Origin of the sequence: Parabacteroides vesiculifaciens (assembly GCF_049860805.1) — a bacterium.
Taxonomy (GTDB): Bacteria; Bacteroidota; Bacteroidia; order Bacteroidales; family Tannerellaceae; genus Parabacteroides.
Genome location: NZ_CP187555.1, coordinates 2,874,996 through 2,887,484, shown reverse-complemented (window position 1 = coordinate 2,887,484; position 12,489 = coordinate 2,874,996). Strand labels below are relative to the sequence as shown.

Sequence of the window (12,489 nt, the reverse complement as noted above, 5' to 3'; positions counted from 1 at the left end):
TTTGATGTATCAATTATTGGCGTATCCGGCTGATTTCGATAAAGTTTTTTGCACGCGATTTGTTACGGGATTAATAGATGCCCCTCTTCTAAGAGAGTAGATACCCTTCTACTGATGGAGTAGGTGGATATCTACTTTTGGTGTAAATTTTTAGGTCCCGATATATCCTTTCAGTGCATTCACATAATCCTCGAAAGCCTGCTTTCCGACAGGCGTAATCCTGCAGGCTGTGCGAGGCTTTTTCCCGACGAAGCTCTTCTCGACTTCGATATATCCGGCTTCGTTCAACTTGTCTATCTGCACACTTAGGTTGCCGGCGGTCGCTTGTGTCTTTTCTTTCAGGTAGACGAAATCGGCTTCGTCTACCGACAAGAGAATGGACATGACCGCAAGCCGGAGCTGGGAATGTAATAATGGATCTAATTCTTTGAACATAACTGCTTCATTTTTTTATTCAAGAGATGTCCCGGTATAACCATCATGATAATAAAGATTACGGCAAATGCTAATAATCTATCGGTTCCGTGGATGAACAGGATGGAAAAGGACAAAGCTGTGCTGATTGTGCCGGATATGATCATCGGTTTATATTTGCTGACACATCCTGAAAGCGTAGTTGCCATTCCCATTAGCAACGGGATGATAAACAAAATGTCCACCTTTCCTGCAAAAGCGACAAGTGACAGGAACCAGCCGACTAATCCGAACACGAGCCATATCTGGTTGGTAATCCGGTCCATATAATTCTTTATCCCTCTTTTATCATTTTTCCTGCTGAAAAACCATGTGAAGGGACCGGCTATAGCGGGTAGGGCAAACCATATATAGTTCACCTTGTATGAGCCGGTCAGCAAATAGGTACACCAAATGACGATTGCGACAAGGACCGTCGTGTACCCCCATATCAGGAGTGGATAGGCGGCATAGCGGGCTGTGTTTTCCTGGGTTTCCTTAATCATCCTGGCTATTAGCTCCAGACTCTCTTTTTCGTTTAATTTTCTGTCTTCCATGACTTTATTTGTTTTTTATTTTGTTCGTATGTAATTTATTAATTCAAAGATAATTATTTTTCATTGAGACGGCTTCTTTCGTCCGCCGAACTTCTTTCGATCTTGCTCTTTTTCACTTTCTTCCCGCTGTTGAAGTTCCAGGTGAGGGATACTTTGAAAGTCCGTCCCGAAAGAGCGCTTTCGTACCGGCTGTAAGTCGTGTAGGCGTCGATACGGCTGACGAAAGACTGTTGGCGGTCGAAAATGTTATTGGCGGAAGCCGTCAGAAGGAAACGGTTGTCGGCAAACTTCTTGCGTACGCTCAGATTGATCGTATGGCGGGGATCGACCTCGCTGTTCCCTGAATAGAGGCGGCTTGTCCCGCTATATTGGACCTCCACCGTGAAATCCGCCGGCAAGAGAAACGTCGCGTTGGCATTGACGAAGGCCAGGTAATGCGCCTTAAAGGCGGCCTCTTCCGTCATCCGGATGTCCTGCCGCACGCCTACGAAGTTTGCTGTCAGATTGCACCACGCGGTCGGTTGCATCGGCAGGTTGATGGCAACGAACCAATGGTTTTCCGAGTGATGGTTCTCGTAGGTAATGTAGGAGATATCAGGATTTCCTTTATCCTGTTTGCAAAACTCCCGAATCAGGTCGTGGTGGAGGTTACCGCCGACGGTCAACGTATACCGGTAGTTGTAGACCAATGTTGCACTGAATCTGTTGATGTAAGTCGGACGCAGATAGGGATTCCCGATCTGGTAACTGAAGTCGGACGTCTGCAACCGGTTGGGATTCAGGGTGTAGAATGCCGGACGTTCGACGTTGCGGGCGTATTGTCCGACCAGCAGCCATCTTTTCATCCGGTCGAATGCATACGTGGCACTCAGGTTGGGGAACAGATCGAAATAATCCCGTTCGATGTGGTCGCTCCGGTCGTCCGTTCGTGTGTATTCTCCCCGTAGGCCGGCGATAAGCGACCATTTGCCTGCTTCGGCCGAAAAGGAGGCATACGCTCCCATGATATTCTCTTTGTATTTCAGGATGTACCCGTATGCCGGATTCTCTTCCCATTCCTGCCGTAGCGTCAGGCCGTCATAGCGGGAATAGTCATCCATAGAGGTATGCGTGTACTTCACTCCGGCATTCAGGGATAGTTTTTTGCTGAAATATTTCATTCCCGACAGGTCGGTGGTGACAATTTTGTATGTCGCATCCGCATGGCTCCTGTAGAGGCTGTCGTGTTTCAGCATCTCTGTTTCTTGTGTGACATTGTAGTCGTTATCGCCTTCCGATTTCTTATTTGCATAATCGACGATCAGTTTGAGAGCCGAACCTCTATTGTCGATTTTGCGCAGGTAATTTATTGTGGCGGCAACAGTTTGGTATTGGCTCGTCTGCCCGTATTTCCCGTTACTGTTCATTATGAATCCTCCTTTCGTGAGATCCGTCCGGCTCCAGGACGGTCCTTTGGCCGTTTGCCGGATGTATTCGATTTCTCCTCCGACACTGTTGACCGTATCTATCTCAAAGATCGCCCCCAAACGTCCTGTACCGTAACCGGAGCGGATGTCGAATCCGGAAAGGCTCGAGAAACGGACATCTTCCTGCGGGTATTTCCTTTCCGAACCCATCTTGCTTTTATCGTCCGGTGTGAATATCCCCGAAGCTGCCGCATTAACACTCCATTTTCCGATTCGCGCATAAATGCTTGCGGAAGGCAAATACCGGGTTAATGAAGGAGCCAAAACCGTTCCTATCGCAACATTCCCCTGTACGCCGTTGTCCAGTCTGCGGCGGAGCGTGATCCGGATAATTCCACCCCGCATATTGGCATCATATTCGGCTCCGGCGATCGGGATCACTTCGATCTGCCTGATATCTTCCGATTTCAGCGAACGCAGATAGGAAAGCAATTCTTCCCCGCTCAGTTTGATTTCGCGGTTGTCCACAAATACTTTGGTTCCCGAGGCTCCGTTGATGGAAATATTGTCGTCGGCCAGCCATATGCCCGGTGCCTGTGTCAACAGTTCCGTCCCGTCTTTGCCACTGGTGGGAGAGACGTTGATGACGAAACGGTCTGCTTTGCGCTCGATATTTCTGGCCTGCACCACCACCTCTTTCAAGGCATAGGTTGAAGTTTGCAATACAAATTTCTCGTGTGTGTCGGTTGATATCCGGATTGACTTTCGTATCGGTTCGAAACCTATGCATTGAATGATTAGCGTGTAGGCTCCCGTGTCGACCTTCAATGCGAAGTCACCGATGCTGTCGGTTACGCCTCCGGCTATTTGGTCGCCGTTCCGTAACAGGATGACAGTCGCATAATCTATCGCTTCCCCTTGCGGGCCTTGTATATGGCCGGCGTATACTGTCGTATTCGTCTGGCCATATACGTAAGCGGAGAGATTGGTTAACGTCAGCAGGATCAGGAGTGATACCCGTTTCATGGCTTTATTCGTTAGTCGGATAGTACAATTTCAGGCTGACGGTTTCTTCGTCCTGTTTGGGCTTACAGCTTTTCATTGCGTAACCCTCCGCAGGCTTTTTATCTTCAGAGAAATCCATTTTCCAATTGTCGTTCTCGTCATGAAAAACGGACAGGTCGAATTCATCCCATTCCACATTTTCCAATTTAATGACGGCAGTTCCCTTTTCGGCCTTTGCCATTCCATAAACCGGTTTGCTCTCTTTTCCTTGTTGTGCCATCACCAGGATGTTTCCTTTTTCACCCCGGATATTGCTGACTTTCACGATAATGGTCCGTGCCATAACCGAACTGCAACTAAAAATCAGGGCCAATATGCTTGTTATAATAATGCGTTTCATTTTCTCTCCTCCTCTTGTTTGATAATATAATGAATGATTTCTTTTGTCTGTCTCTGTTGTTGCTTCCATTTTTGACTCCTTTCTAAGTTTGATGTAAATAAGTTTATATTGTAAACCATATATGGATTAAAAAAGTGCAAGGAGCTGCGCATTTCTCACTTACACACTGCAAATATAAAATGGTTTATAATATAAACCAAATAAAAGGAGAAAAACTTTCATTTATTTTTAAAAGGAGACAATTGGGTTGTGACCGGAGTTCGATCCGATGTTGTTTAAATAGAATTTAGTTTGTAAGCATCCGCCCCAGTACATCCTCCTCTAATTATATGTGCTCTTTATCTTTGTTCCGAAAAAACAAAAAAAAGGACTCAGATGAAAAATCGTGAAAAAGAAATCTTTGAAAACGCCCAATTGTTATCAATGTTGTCAGAACCGGGTGAACTGAATGAAATAACCTTCGAGTACCTGCGTTACCAATCGGGCGGTGCGGTCCGCTTCAGGATTCACCATTACCGCTTTTCTCCGGAGAGCTTGGGCATTTATAACGTATCCGATCTTGTCAAAAGTAAAGAAGACCGGCATTATGGCCTTCCCTCAACGGACCGTGTCTATTTGTTTCCCCTGAAGAATTTCCATGCCGGCATCCCGTGCCTTAGCGGCATCGTGAACAGCCGTTTGGGACATTATCCGAAAGAGGGGGAAATCTATGTCTTCATCAACGGCGGACACAAGCAGCTTAAAGTATATTACCTGTCCCCTAACCAGGAACGGGTTTACCTTTACCATCTTTCGGAAGGGACTTATGACCTTCCCCGGCAATTTGAAAAACAATCTTACGAACAGGTAAACCGTACCTCTCTCGTCCGGTTGCTCGATTGTCCGAAAAAAAGGCGTAAAAGCAAGTAATATATTTATAAATCAGTGCCATAATATCAAATATTATTCGTATCTTTATTACGTGAAAGAGATGAAAACAAAGACGGCAAATAAAGTCCCCGAAGTCAAGGTCCCGCTGGCCGATTACCAAGCGCTGCTTGCCCGACGCAAGGCGTTAGAGGAGGAGCGGATGCAATGGCTACTCGAACGTCAGCGCTTATTGGACCTGAACCAACAGTATGTGTGGGAGATTTACGACCTCAAACGCCGCCTTTGGAGTCCCAAAAGCGAAAAAAGACTTCCCCGGGATCCCTCCCAGTTGAATATCTGCTGGGAAACGCCGGTAGACTCGGCTCCGGTGGAAACCGTGCGTGAAGAAGCACGTGGGGAAGTAGAAAAGGAAGAGAAAAACTACTTGCATGATCGCGACGGGTTCAAAAAGAAGAAACATAAAGGAAATATCCGTAAGCCTTTCCCCCTGGATATTCCTCGGCGGCAGGAGATTCTGGACCCGGCAGGGGACTTGTCGTCTTGTCGCCATATAGGACAGGAAATCACGGAAAAACTGGAGATAGAAAAGAATGTGTATGTCCGTCAAATCATCCGCAACAAATACAAAACCCCGGATGGACGTATCCTGATAGCGCCCCTGCCGGTCCAAGCCATAGCCCACGCCAAGGCAGGCGCCAGCGTGTTATCCCATATCGCAGTGGGCAAATATGGCGACCACCTGCCTCTGTACCGTCAAATAGATATCTTCTCGCGCATCGGCCTTCACCTGCCGGCCTCGACGGTAAGCGACTGGTGCCTGTCCACAGCCCAGGAACTGGAACCAATCTACAACGAATTACGTGAAAAAGTCCGTTCCTCACGCTATGTCATAGCCGACGAAACTCCTTACAAAGTCCAGGGAAGTGACCGTAAGGGGAGCTTACACCAGGGCTACATGTGGAATTTCTACTGCCCGGAGGTGAAGAGCCCTTTTTTCGAGTATCATAAGGGAAGGGGGGCAAGTTGCATCGGGCTGTTGCTGGAGGGTGGGAAAGCAGTCCAAAGCGACGGTTATCAGGTATACGACATCTTTGACGACCTGCCCGGTTACCTGCATCTGTGCTGCTGGGCACATGCCCGCCGGAAGTTCAAAGAAGCCGAGAACAGCGATCCTCCCCGGGCGGGGGAAATACTTTCCCTGATCGGAAAACTTTACAAAACCGAATCCGAAATCAGGGAAAAAGAGCTTGAAGGAAATGCGAAAACGGCTTACCGCCAGGCGGAGGCTTATCCGGTATTGCAGGAAATAGAGGCATGGATCAAGAGTAACATAGGGCAGGTGAAAAGTGGCAGTCCGATGGACAAAGCCATGCAATACACTTATGCCCGTATGGAGCAATTATCGCTATACGTGACTAATGCCGACTTCCATATCGACTCCAACGCAGTGGAAAGAAGCATCCGTCCCCTAACCCTGAACCGTAAGAATACCCTTTTTTCAGGTTCCCACGAAGCCGCCCATGCCGCCGCCATTTTTTTCACACTGATCGGTTGCTGCAAAGAGAACAATGTCAATCCCGAAAAATGGATGCAGGACGCGCTCATCAGGGTGAAAGACGAACGCCTGGCAGTGGCTAACGACTACTCGAGCCTGCTGCCTTTCAACTGGAAAGAAGCGTAATCCCTCCCATGACCAGACCAAGGCACTGCTTCTTATGCTCTCAAACATGTAAAACGGCAAGTAATAATCGTCTAAAATATAGGATGGCTGGTTATAAATGCGTTCCTTTGCAACGTTGTCCGATGGGAACATCAAGGGGTGACTGGTGGCGGTTTATATGTAAAGACGAATTCTTTCACGTTTTGGGCACAAATAAACACGTACACGTTTGAAACTTTAATTATGAAAATTGGTAGGATGGGTTGTCGCTTGGTTCAGGCGGCAACTCTTGCTGCTTTTATACATATAGTCTTTACAAGCGAAGTTATAGCCCAGGATCCTACTGATTTGGATAAGGATGATGTACCGGGGCGGATGCTTACTTTAGTTTCCATGTAATCGTTTGCCGACAATCGTCAGCAGGCTTGTTGACAATTGTCGGCAGGTTTGTTGACAACTGTCGGCAAGCTTGTCGACAATTGTCGACAGGCAACTTCCTTTGCGCGAATATATGAAATAGTCCGATACATTGTTTTGATTGTCAAAGGTCTGTTTGTAAATTCTTGTTTGTTGGAAGACGGATGCCAGATCGGGTGACGAGATTAGTAAAATATAGAAATAAGGATCGCGTAAGAAGAATTGATTAGCTCAATTCCCGAAATATCTGTACCTTTGCGAAACGACCTTTAAAATAATAACATAGGAAAAGCTAAAAGTAAGTATATGAGAAATATAATGTTATCGCTTATGACTGCAATGGCTATGACTGCCTGTACGGGGCAGAAGGCTGAGATGGCGGAAGCTACTCAGGATAATTTCAATTATGTCGTGGATCAGTTTGCTGATCTTCAGATACTGCGTTATCAAGTTCCGGGATTTGAATCCCTTTCTTTGAAGCAGAAACAATTATTATATCATTTGTCGGAAGCTGCCCAGATGGGACGGGATATCCTGTTCGATCAGAACTGCCGGTATAACCTGCCGGTCCGCCGCACGCTGGAGGCTGTTTATACCAGCTATAAAGGTGATCGTAAAGATCCGCAGTTTATAGCTTTGGAAACCTATCTGAAACGGGTTTGGTTTGCCAACGGCATCCATCACCATTATGCGGAAGATAAATTTGTCCCCGGTTTTACTCCTGAATTCTTCCGGAGTTGCGTGTCGCAGGTTGAGGCTTCTGCACTACCGCTGCGTGAAGGGCAGACGGTGGAACAGTTTGTCGCCGAGATCAGCCCCGTGATCTTTGATCCGGCTGTGATGGCGAAGCGTACGGTGCAGAGTGGCGATGTCGACCTGATCCAGGCTTCGGCCAATAATTATTATGGTGAAGGAGTTACCCAGGAAGAAGTAGAGGATTTCTATACCCGGATGAAAGTCGGGAAAGATACGATTTCTCCGATCTCGTACGGCTTGAACAGCCGTCTGGTAAAAGAAAACGGTAAGCTTGTCGAAAAGGTATGGAAAGTAGGCGGCCTGTATTCTCCGGCAATCGAAAAGATCGTGTCCGAATTACAGAAATCCATGGCTTTTGCTGAGAATGATGTGCAGAAAGCAATTATCGGGAAACTAATCGAATATTACCAGACTGGAGACCTGAAAACTTTTGATGCCTATTCGATCCTGTGGGTGGAAGATACGGCCTCGGATGTTGACTTTGTAAACGGCTTTATCGAAACATACGGCGATCCGTTAGGGATGAAAGCAAGCTGGGAATCGACCGTGAACTTTATAAACGAGGAGGCGACAAAGCGGACAAAAGTGATCAGCGACAATGCACAATGGTTCGAAGATCATTCTCCGGTAGATAAACGGTTTAAGAAAGAAAAGGTAAAAGGCGTCAGTGCCAAAGTGATTACGGTTTCCATGTTGGGAGGCGATTGCTATCCGGCAACGCCGATCGGTATAAACCTGCCGAATGCCGACTGGATCCGCGGCGATCATGGTTCGAAATCCGTTACGATCGAGAATATCACCGAAGCATACGATAAAGCGTCGCAGGGCAATGGTTTCAATGAAGAATTTGTCTGGAGCGACAAGGAGCGCGAGGGATTGAAGAAATACGGATTCATCACCGACAACCTGCATACCGATTTGCATGAATGCCTGGGACATGGTTCCGGTAAATTGCTTCCCGATACTGATCCGGATGCTTTGAAGGCATACAGCTCCACGTTGGAAGAGGCGCGTGCCGACCTCTTCGGTTTGTACTATCTCGGAGATGCCAAGCTGGTGGAACTGGGACTTGTGCCGGATGCGGAGGCTTATAAGACAGAATACTATAAATATATAATGAATGGCCTGATGACACAGTTGGTCCGGATCGAGCAAGGCAAGAATGTTGAAGAAGCCCATATGCGTAACCGTCAGCTGATCGCTAAATGGGTATATGAAAAAGGGAAGGCCGGCAACGTAATTGAACTGAAACGGCGGGGTGGCAAGACCTACGTGGTTGTGGGCGACTATGCGAAGCTGCGTGAACTGTTCGGAACTTTGCTGGCGGAAGTGCAGCGTATCAAGAGCGAAGGCGATTTTGCCGCCGGAAAGAAACTGGTGGAAGAATATGGCGTAAAAGTCGATACGGCTCTTCATGCCGAAGTGCTTGAGCGTTATGCCAAGCTGAACCTGGCTCCGTATAAGGGATTTGTGAATCCGGTGATGAAGGAAGTCAGGAATGATAAGGGAGAAGTAACGGACATTGTACTGGACTATACCGAAGGATATGCCGACCAGATGCTGCGTTACAGCAAGGAATATTCGTTTTTACCGTCTTATAATGAATAATAAAGCATATGTTACAGGATGAATTAAAAGAAATACGGACCCAGCTTCGCCTGGCGATGAATGGTGTGATCTCTGCCAGTATGCGCGAGAAAGGTATCGTCTATAAATTGAATTTCGGTGTGCCTCTGCCTGAAATCAAACAGATTGCCGCCACGCATAAACCGGATTCCGGGCTGGCTGCCGCCTTGTGGAAAGAAGATATTCGTGAATTCAAGATATTAGCTTCTCTTTTGCAACCGGTGGATGAATTTTCGGCTCAAAAGGCGGAGCAATGGGTGAAGGATATTCCTTATTTGGAAATCGCGGAGCAGTGCAGTCATAATTTGTTTTATAAGTTGTCGGATGTGGAGGATTTGCTGCTTGGGGCGGTTTTTAACGTGCAAGACGAATATGCCCGTACGGTAGCTTTTCTTGTCTGGGCCGAACTGTTTAAGGAAGGAAAGGACTTGATTGCACCGGTGAGAGCCGCATTTATCGTGGAATGTATGCGGACGATTGCCTGGCCTGATTTCGGGGCGTCTTTCAAGGAAAAGCAGGCTGCAGTAAAGGCTATGAAGTTTTATGGAAGGCAGTCGGCTGAAAGGGCGCGGCAAATGTTGGGCGGATTTGACGAATTTCCTGAATTCATGAAGACAACTGAGGGACAAGAAATATATAATGATTTAAAATTTGAATTTGAATATTGCCGTTAAGGCTTTGCGTTTAAAATAAATGCGCTAACTTTGTCGGTCGCGTGGAGTCGCAACTTGAAGATGGATGCAAAAAAGTACATAGAGATGCAAGACCTGTTCAACAGATATCTTGCAGAGAAAAAACTACGGAAGACAGAGGAACGGTATGCCATATTGGAATGTATATGCAGTTTCCCCGGTCATTTCGATATGTGTTTGCTGCATCAGAAACTGGAGGAAATGAATTTTCATGTCAGCCGGGCCACTATTTATAATACGCTTGAAGTGTTGGTAGATAGTGATCTGATTGTGCGGCATCAACTCATGAACCAGTCTGTGCAGTATGAATTACGGATGCTGGCAGAAACACATTCGCATCTGATCTGTACGAAATGCGGGGCGATGCGGGAGTTGAAGGATATGACATTGAAAAAAGATATCAGTGCGTTGAAGATATCTCGTTTCACTCCTGAATATCATGCGCTTTACATTTATGGCTTGTGCAGTAAATGTAAGTACCGGCTTCAGCGGAAGAAATAAGAATATTAACAGCCTATAATATAAAAAGATGAAAGTAGATGTTTTATTAGGATTGCAGTGGGGTGACGAAGGCAAAGGAAAAGTTGTCGACGTTTTGACTCCGAATTACGATGTGATAACTCGTTTTCAGGGAGGTCCCAATGCAGGACATACTTTGGAATTTAACGGTGAAAAGTATGTATTACGTTCTATCCCTTCCGGTATTTTTCAGGGAGGAAAGGTAAACGTTATCGGTAACGGTGTCGTACTGGATCCGCTGTTGTTCCAGCAGGAAGCGGAAGCGCTCGCTGCCAGCGGACACGACCTGACCAAACAACTGTGTATCTCTAAGAAAGCTCATTTGATCTTGCCTACTCACCGTATATTGGATGCTGCTTACGAGGCTGCGAAAGGTTCGGGCAAAATCGGTACGACCGGTAAAGGTATCGGTCCGACTTATACGGACAAGATCAGCCGTAACGGCCTGCGCGTAGGTGACTTGTTACATGACTTCGACGAAAAGTATGCTGCTGCGAAAGCAAGACATGAAGCTATTCTGCGTTCTCTGAATTATGAATATGATATTACCGAACTGGAAGCACAGTGGTTCAAGGCCCTGGAATATCTGAAACAGTTTCGCCTGATCGATAGCGAACATGTGATCAATAACTATTTGAAAGAAGGTAAGTCTGTTTTGGCAGAAGGTGCACAGGGTACGATGCTGGATATCGATTTCGGTTCTTATCCTTTTGTGACTTCTTCGAATACGATTTGTGCAGGCTGCTGCACCGGTTTGGGGGTTTCTCCGCGTAACATCGGCGAAGTATATGGTATCTTCAAAGCCTATTGTACACGTGTCGGCAGCGGTCCGTTCCCGACGGAATTGTTTGATGAGACTGGTAGCAAGATCCGCCAGATCGGTCACGAATATGGTGCCGTAACCGGACGCGAACGCCGTTGTGGATGGATTGACTTGGTTGCATTGAAATATGCGATCATGATCAATGGCGTGACGAAACTAATCATGATGAAGAGCGATGTGCTGGATGGTTTTGAAACAGTAAAAGCATGCGTCGCTTATAAGATCGATGGTGAGGAAACAACAGAGTTCCCGTTTGAAATCAACGAAGGTATCGAACCTGTATATGTGGAAATGCCGGGTTGGAATGTCGACATGACGAAGATGCAGAGCGAAGACGAATTCCCGGAAGAGTTCAATGCCTACATCTCCTTCCTTGAAGAAGAACTGGAAGTTCCGATCAAGATTGTTTCTGTCGGTCCTGACCGTGAGCAAACAATTGTCAGATATACCGAAGAATAAAACCTGAAAATAATACAAAATGGCAGAAGACCACATCCCGGAAGGATGATCTTCTGCCATTTTTGTTTTTGGCAGACTTTTTGTCGTTTATAATTTAGTATAACTATATAAATTAGAAGAATATGAGCATGTATTGGATTATATTTATCGGTTTTGCCCTTCTTAGCTGGCTGGTTTCTTCCAGACTCCAGAACAAGTTTGAGAAATATTCCAAGATTCCTATGCCGAATGGCATGACAGGTAAAGATGTGGCAGAAAAGATGTTGCATGATAACGGTATTTATGATGTAAAGGTTATTTCTACTCCCGGACATTTGACGGATCATTATAATCCGGCCAACCAAACCGTCAATCTGAGCGAATCGGTTTATTACAGTAATAGTATTGCTGCCGCTGCTGTTGCGGCTCATGAATGCGGGCATGCTGTCCAGCATGCTACGGCTTATGCGCCTCTTCGGATGCGTTCGGCTTTGGTTCCGGTCGTCAGCTTTGCTTCCAACATTATGACATGGGTGCTGTTGGGGGGTATGCTGTTGATAAATAGCTTTCCTCAGTTGTTGCTTTTCGGTATTATCCTGTTTGCTTCGACTACTTTGTTCAGTTTTATTACACTGCCGGTCGAGATTAATGCAAGCCAGCGAGCTTTGGCTTGGTTAAGTAATGCCGGCATTACGAATGTTTATACGCATGACAAGGCTGAAGATGCCTTACGTTCTGCCGCTTATACGTATGTAGTGGCTGCTCTGGGCTCGCTTGCTACATTATTATATTATATCATGATTTTCCTCGGTGGAAGAAGCCGGGATTAAATAGGATGCATTACCTTTGCAGTCTGAATAATAAATT

11 protein-coding genes are annotated in these 12,489 nt (G+C 46.4%); 7 read left to right on the top strand and 4 right to left on the bottom strand.

The window, feature by feature from the left end; genetic code table 11:
- Positions 1–150: 150 nt before the first annotated feature.
- Genes ACPYIV_RS11770 through ACPYIV_RS11755 form a run of 4 tightly spaced genes read right to left on the bottom strand, consistent with a single transcriptional unit; the run spans position 151 to position 3,890 of the window.
- The gene (locus ACPYIV_RS11770) at positions 151–435 is read right to left on the bottom strand and encodes a winged helix-turn-helix domain-containing protein (RefSeq protein WP_293734145.1); all 285 of its coding nucleotides are present in this window, start codon (positions 433–435) and stop codon (positions 151–153) included.
- A complete protein-coding gene (locus ACPYIV_RS11765) occupies positions 420–1,010 on the bottom strand; it encodes a hypothetical protein (RefSeq protein WP_293734146.1) in 591 nt (196 codons plus the stop codon). The genes ACPYIV_RS11770 and ACPYIV_RS11765 overlap by 16 nt, the downstream gene beginning before the upstream one ends.
- A gap of 53 nt (positions 1,011–1,063) precedes the next feature.
- The gene (locus ACPYIV_RS11760) at positions 1,064–3,442 is read right to left on the bottom strand and encodes an outer membrane beta-barrel protein (protein WP_425883141.1); all 2,379 of its coding nucleotides are present in this window, start codon (positions 3,440–3,442) and stop codon (positions 1,064–1,066) included.
- 4 nt (positions 3,443–3,446) lie between these two features.
- Positions 3,447–3,890: a DUF2141 domain-containing protein gene (locus tag ACPYIV_RS11755; RefSeq protein ID WP_302132916.1), complete on the bottom strand. Its 444-nt coding sequence runs from the start codon at positions 3,888–3,890 to the stop codon at positions 3,447–3,449.
- 306 nt (positions 3,891–4,196) lie between these two features.
- Between ACPYIV_RS11755 and tnpB the strand changes: the two genes are divergently transcribed.
- The 7 genes from tnpB to ACPYIV_RS11720 all read left to right on the top strand — a co-directional run bounded on the left by tnpB (position 4,197) and on the right by ACPYIV_RS11720 (position 12,452).
- Positions 4,197–4,730, top strand: coding sequence for an IS66 family insertion sequence element accessory protein TnpB (gene tnpB / locus ACPYIV_RS11750; RefSeq protein WP_336527059.1), 534 nt, complete (start codon positions 4,197–4,199; stop codon positions 4,728–4,730).
- A 61-nt stretch (positions 4,731–4,791) separates the two neighbouring features.
- Positions 4,792–6,372, top strand: coding sequence for an IS66 family transposase (gene tnpC, locus ACPYIV_RS11745; RefSeq protein WP_425883139.1), 1,581 nt, complete (start codon positions 4,792–4,794; stop codon positions 6,370–6,372).
- 702 nt (positions 6,373–7,074) lie between these two features.
- A complete protein-coding gene (locus ACPYIV_RS11740) occupies positions 7,075–9,132 on the top strand; it encodes a dipeptidyl-peptidase 3 family protein (protein ID WP_425883137.1) in 2,058 nt (685 codons plus the stop codon).
- Positions 9,133–9,140: 8 nt separating this feature from the next.
- The gene (locus ACPYIV_RS11735; RefSeq protein ID WP_293734150.1) at positions 9,141–9,824 is read left to right on the top strand and encodes a DNA alkylation repair protein; all 684 of its coding nucleotides are present in this window, start codon (positions 9,141–9,143) and stop codon (positions 9,822–9,824) included.
- A gap of 60 nt (positions 9,825–9,884) precedes the next feature.
- A complete protein-coding gene (locus tag ACPYIV_RS11730; RefSeq protein ID WP_300761442.1) occupies positions 9,885–10,343 on the top strand; it encodes a Fur family transcriptional regulator in 459 nt (152 codons plus the stop codon).
- Positions 10,344–10,371: 28 nt separating this feature from the next.
- Complete coding sequence (locus tag ACPYIV_RS11725; RefSeq protein WP_425883134.1) at positions 10,372–11,643, top strand: adenylosuccinate synthase; 1,272 nt, start codon at positions 10,372–10,374, stop codon at positions 11,641–11,643.
- A gap of 122 nt (positions 11,644–11,765) precedes the next feature.
- Entirely contained in the window at positions 11,766–12,452 is a 687-nt protein-coding gene (locus tag ACPYIV_RS11720; protein ID WP_008151428.1) for a zinc metallopeptidase, read from the top strand.
- The last annotated feature ends 37 nt before the right edge of the window (positions 12,453–12,489 follow it).

Bases quoted from the DNA above. Each gene is read 5' to 3' on its own strand.
- ACPYIV_RS11760 (WP_425883141.1), bottom strand. From the start codon at position 3,442: ATGAAACGGGTATCACTCCTGATCCTGCTGACGTTAACCAATCTCTCC.
- ACPYIV_RS11770 (WP_293734145.1), bottom strand. From the start codon at position 435: ATGTTCAAAGAATTAGATCCATTATTACATTCCCAGCTCCGGCTTGCG.
- ACPYIV_RS11755 (WP_302132916.1), bottom strand. From the start codon at position 3,890: ATGGAAGCAACAACAGAGACAGACAAAAGAAATCATTCATTATATTAT.
- ACPYIV_RS11720 (WP_008151428.1), top strand. From the start codon at position 11,766: ATGAGCATGTATTGGATTATATTTATCGGTTTTGCCCTTCTTAGCTGG.
- ACPYIV_RS11730 (WP_300761442.1), top strand. From the start codon at position 9,885: ATGGATGCAAAAAAGTACATAGAGATGCAAGACCTGTTCAACAGATAT.
- tnpC (WP_425883139.1), top strand. From the start codon at position 4,792: ATGAAAACAAAGACGGCAAATAAAGTCCCCGAAGTCAAGGTCCCGCTG.
- ACPYIV_RS11735 (WP_293734150.1), top strand. From the start codon at position 9,141: ATGTTACAGGATGAATTAAAAGAAATACGGACCCAGCTTCGCCTGGCG.
- tnpB (WP_336527059.1), top strand. From the start codon at position 4,197: ATGAAAAATCGTGAAAAAGAAATCTTTGAAAACGCCCAATTGTTATCA.
- ACPYIV_RS11740 (WP_425883137.1), top strand. From the start codon at position 7,075: ATGAGAAATATAATGTTATCGCTTATGACTGCAATGGCTATGACTGCC.
- ACPYIV_RS11765 (WP_293734146.1), bottom strand. From the start codon at position 1,010: ATGGAAGACAGAAAATTAAACGAAAAAGAGAGTCTGGAGCTAATAGCC.
- ACPYIV_RS11725 (WP_425883134.1), top strand. From the start codon at position 10,372: ATGAAAGTAGATGTTTTATTAGGATTGCAGTGGGGTGACGAAGGCAAA.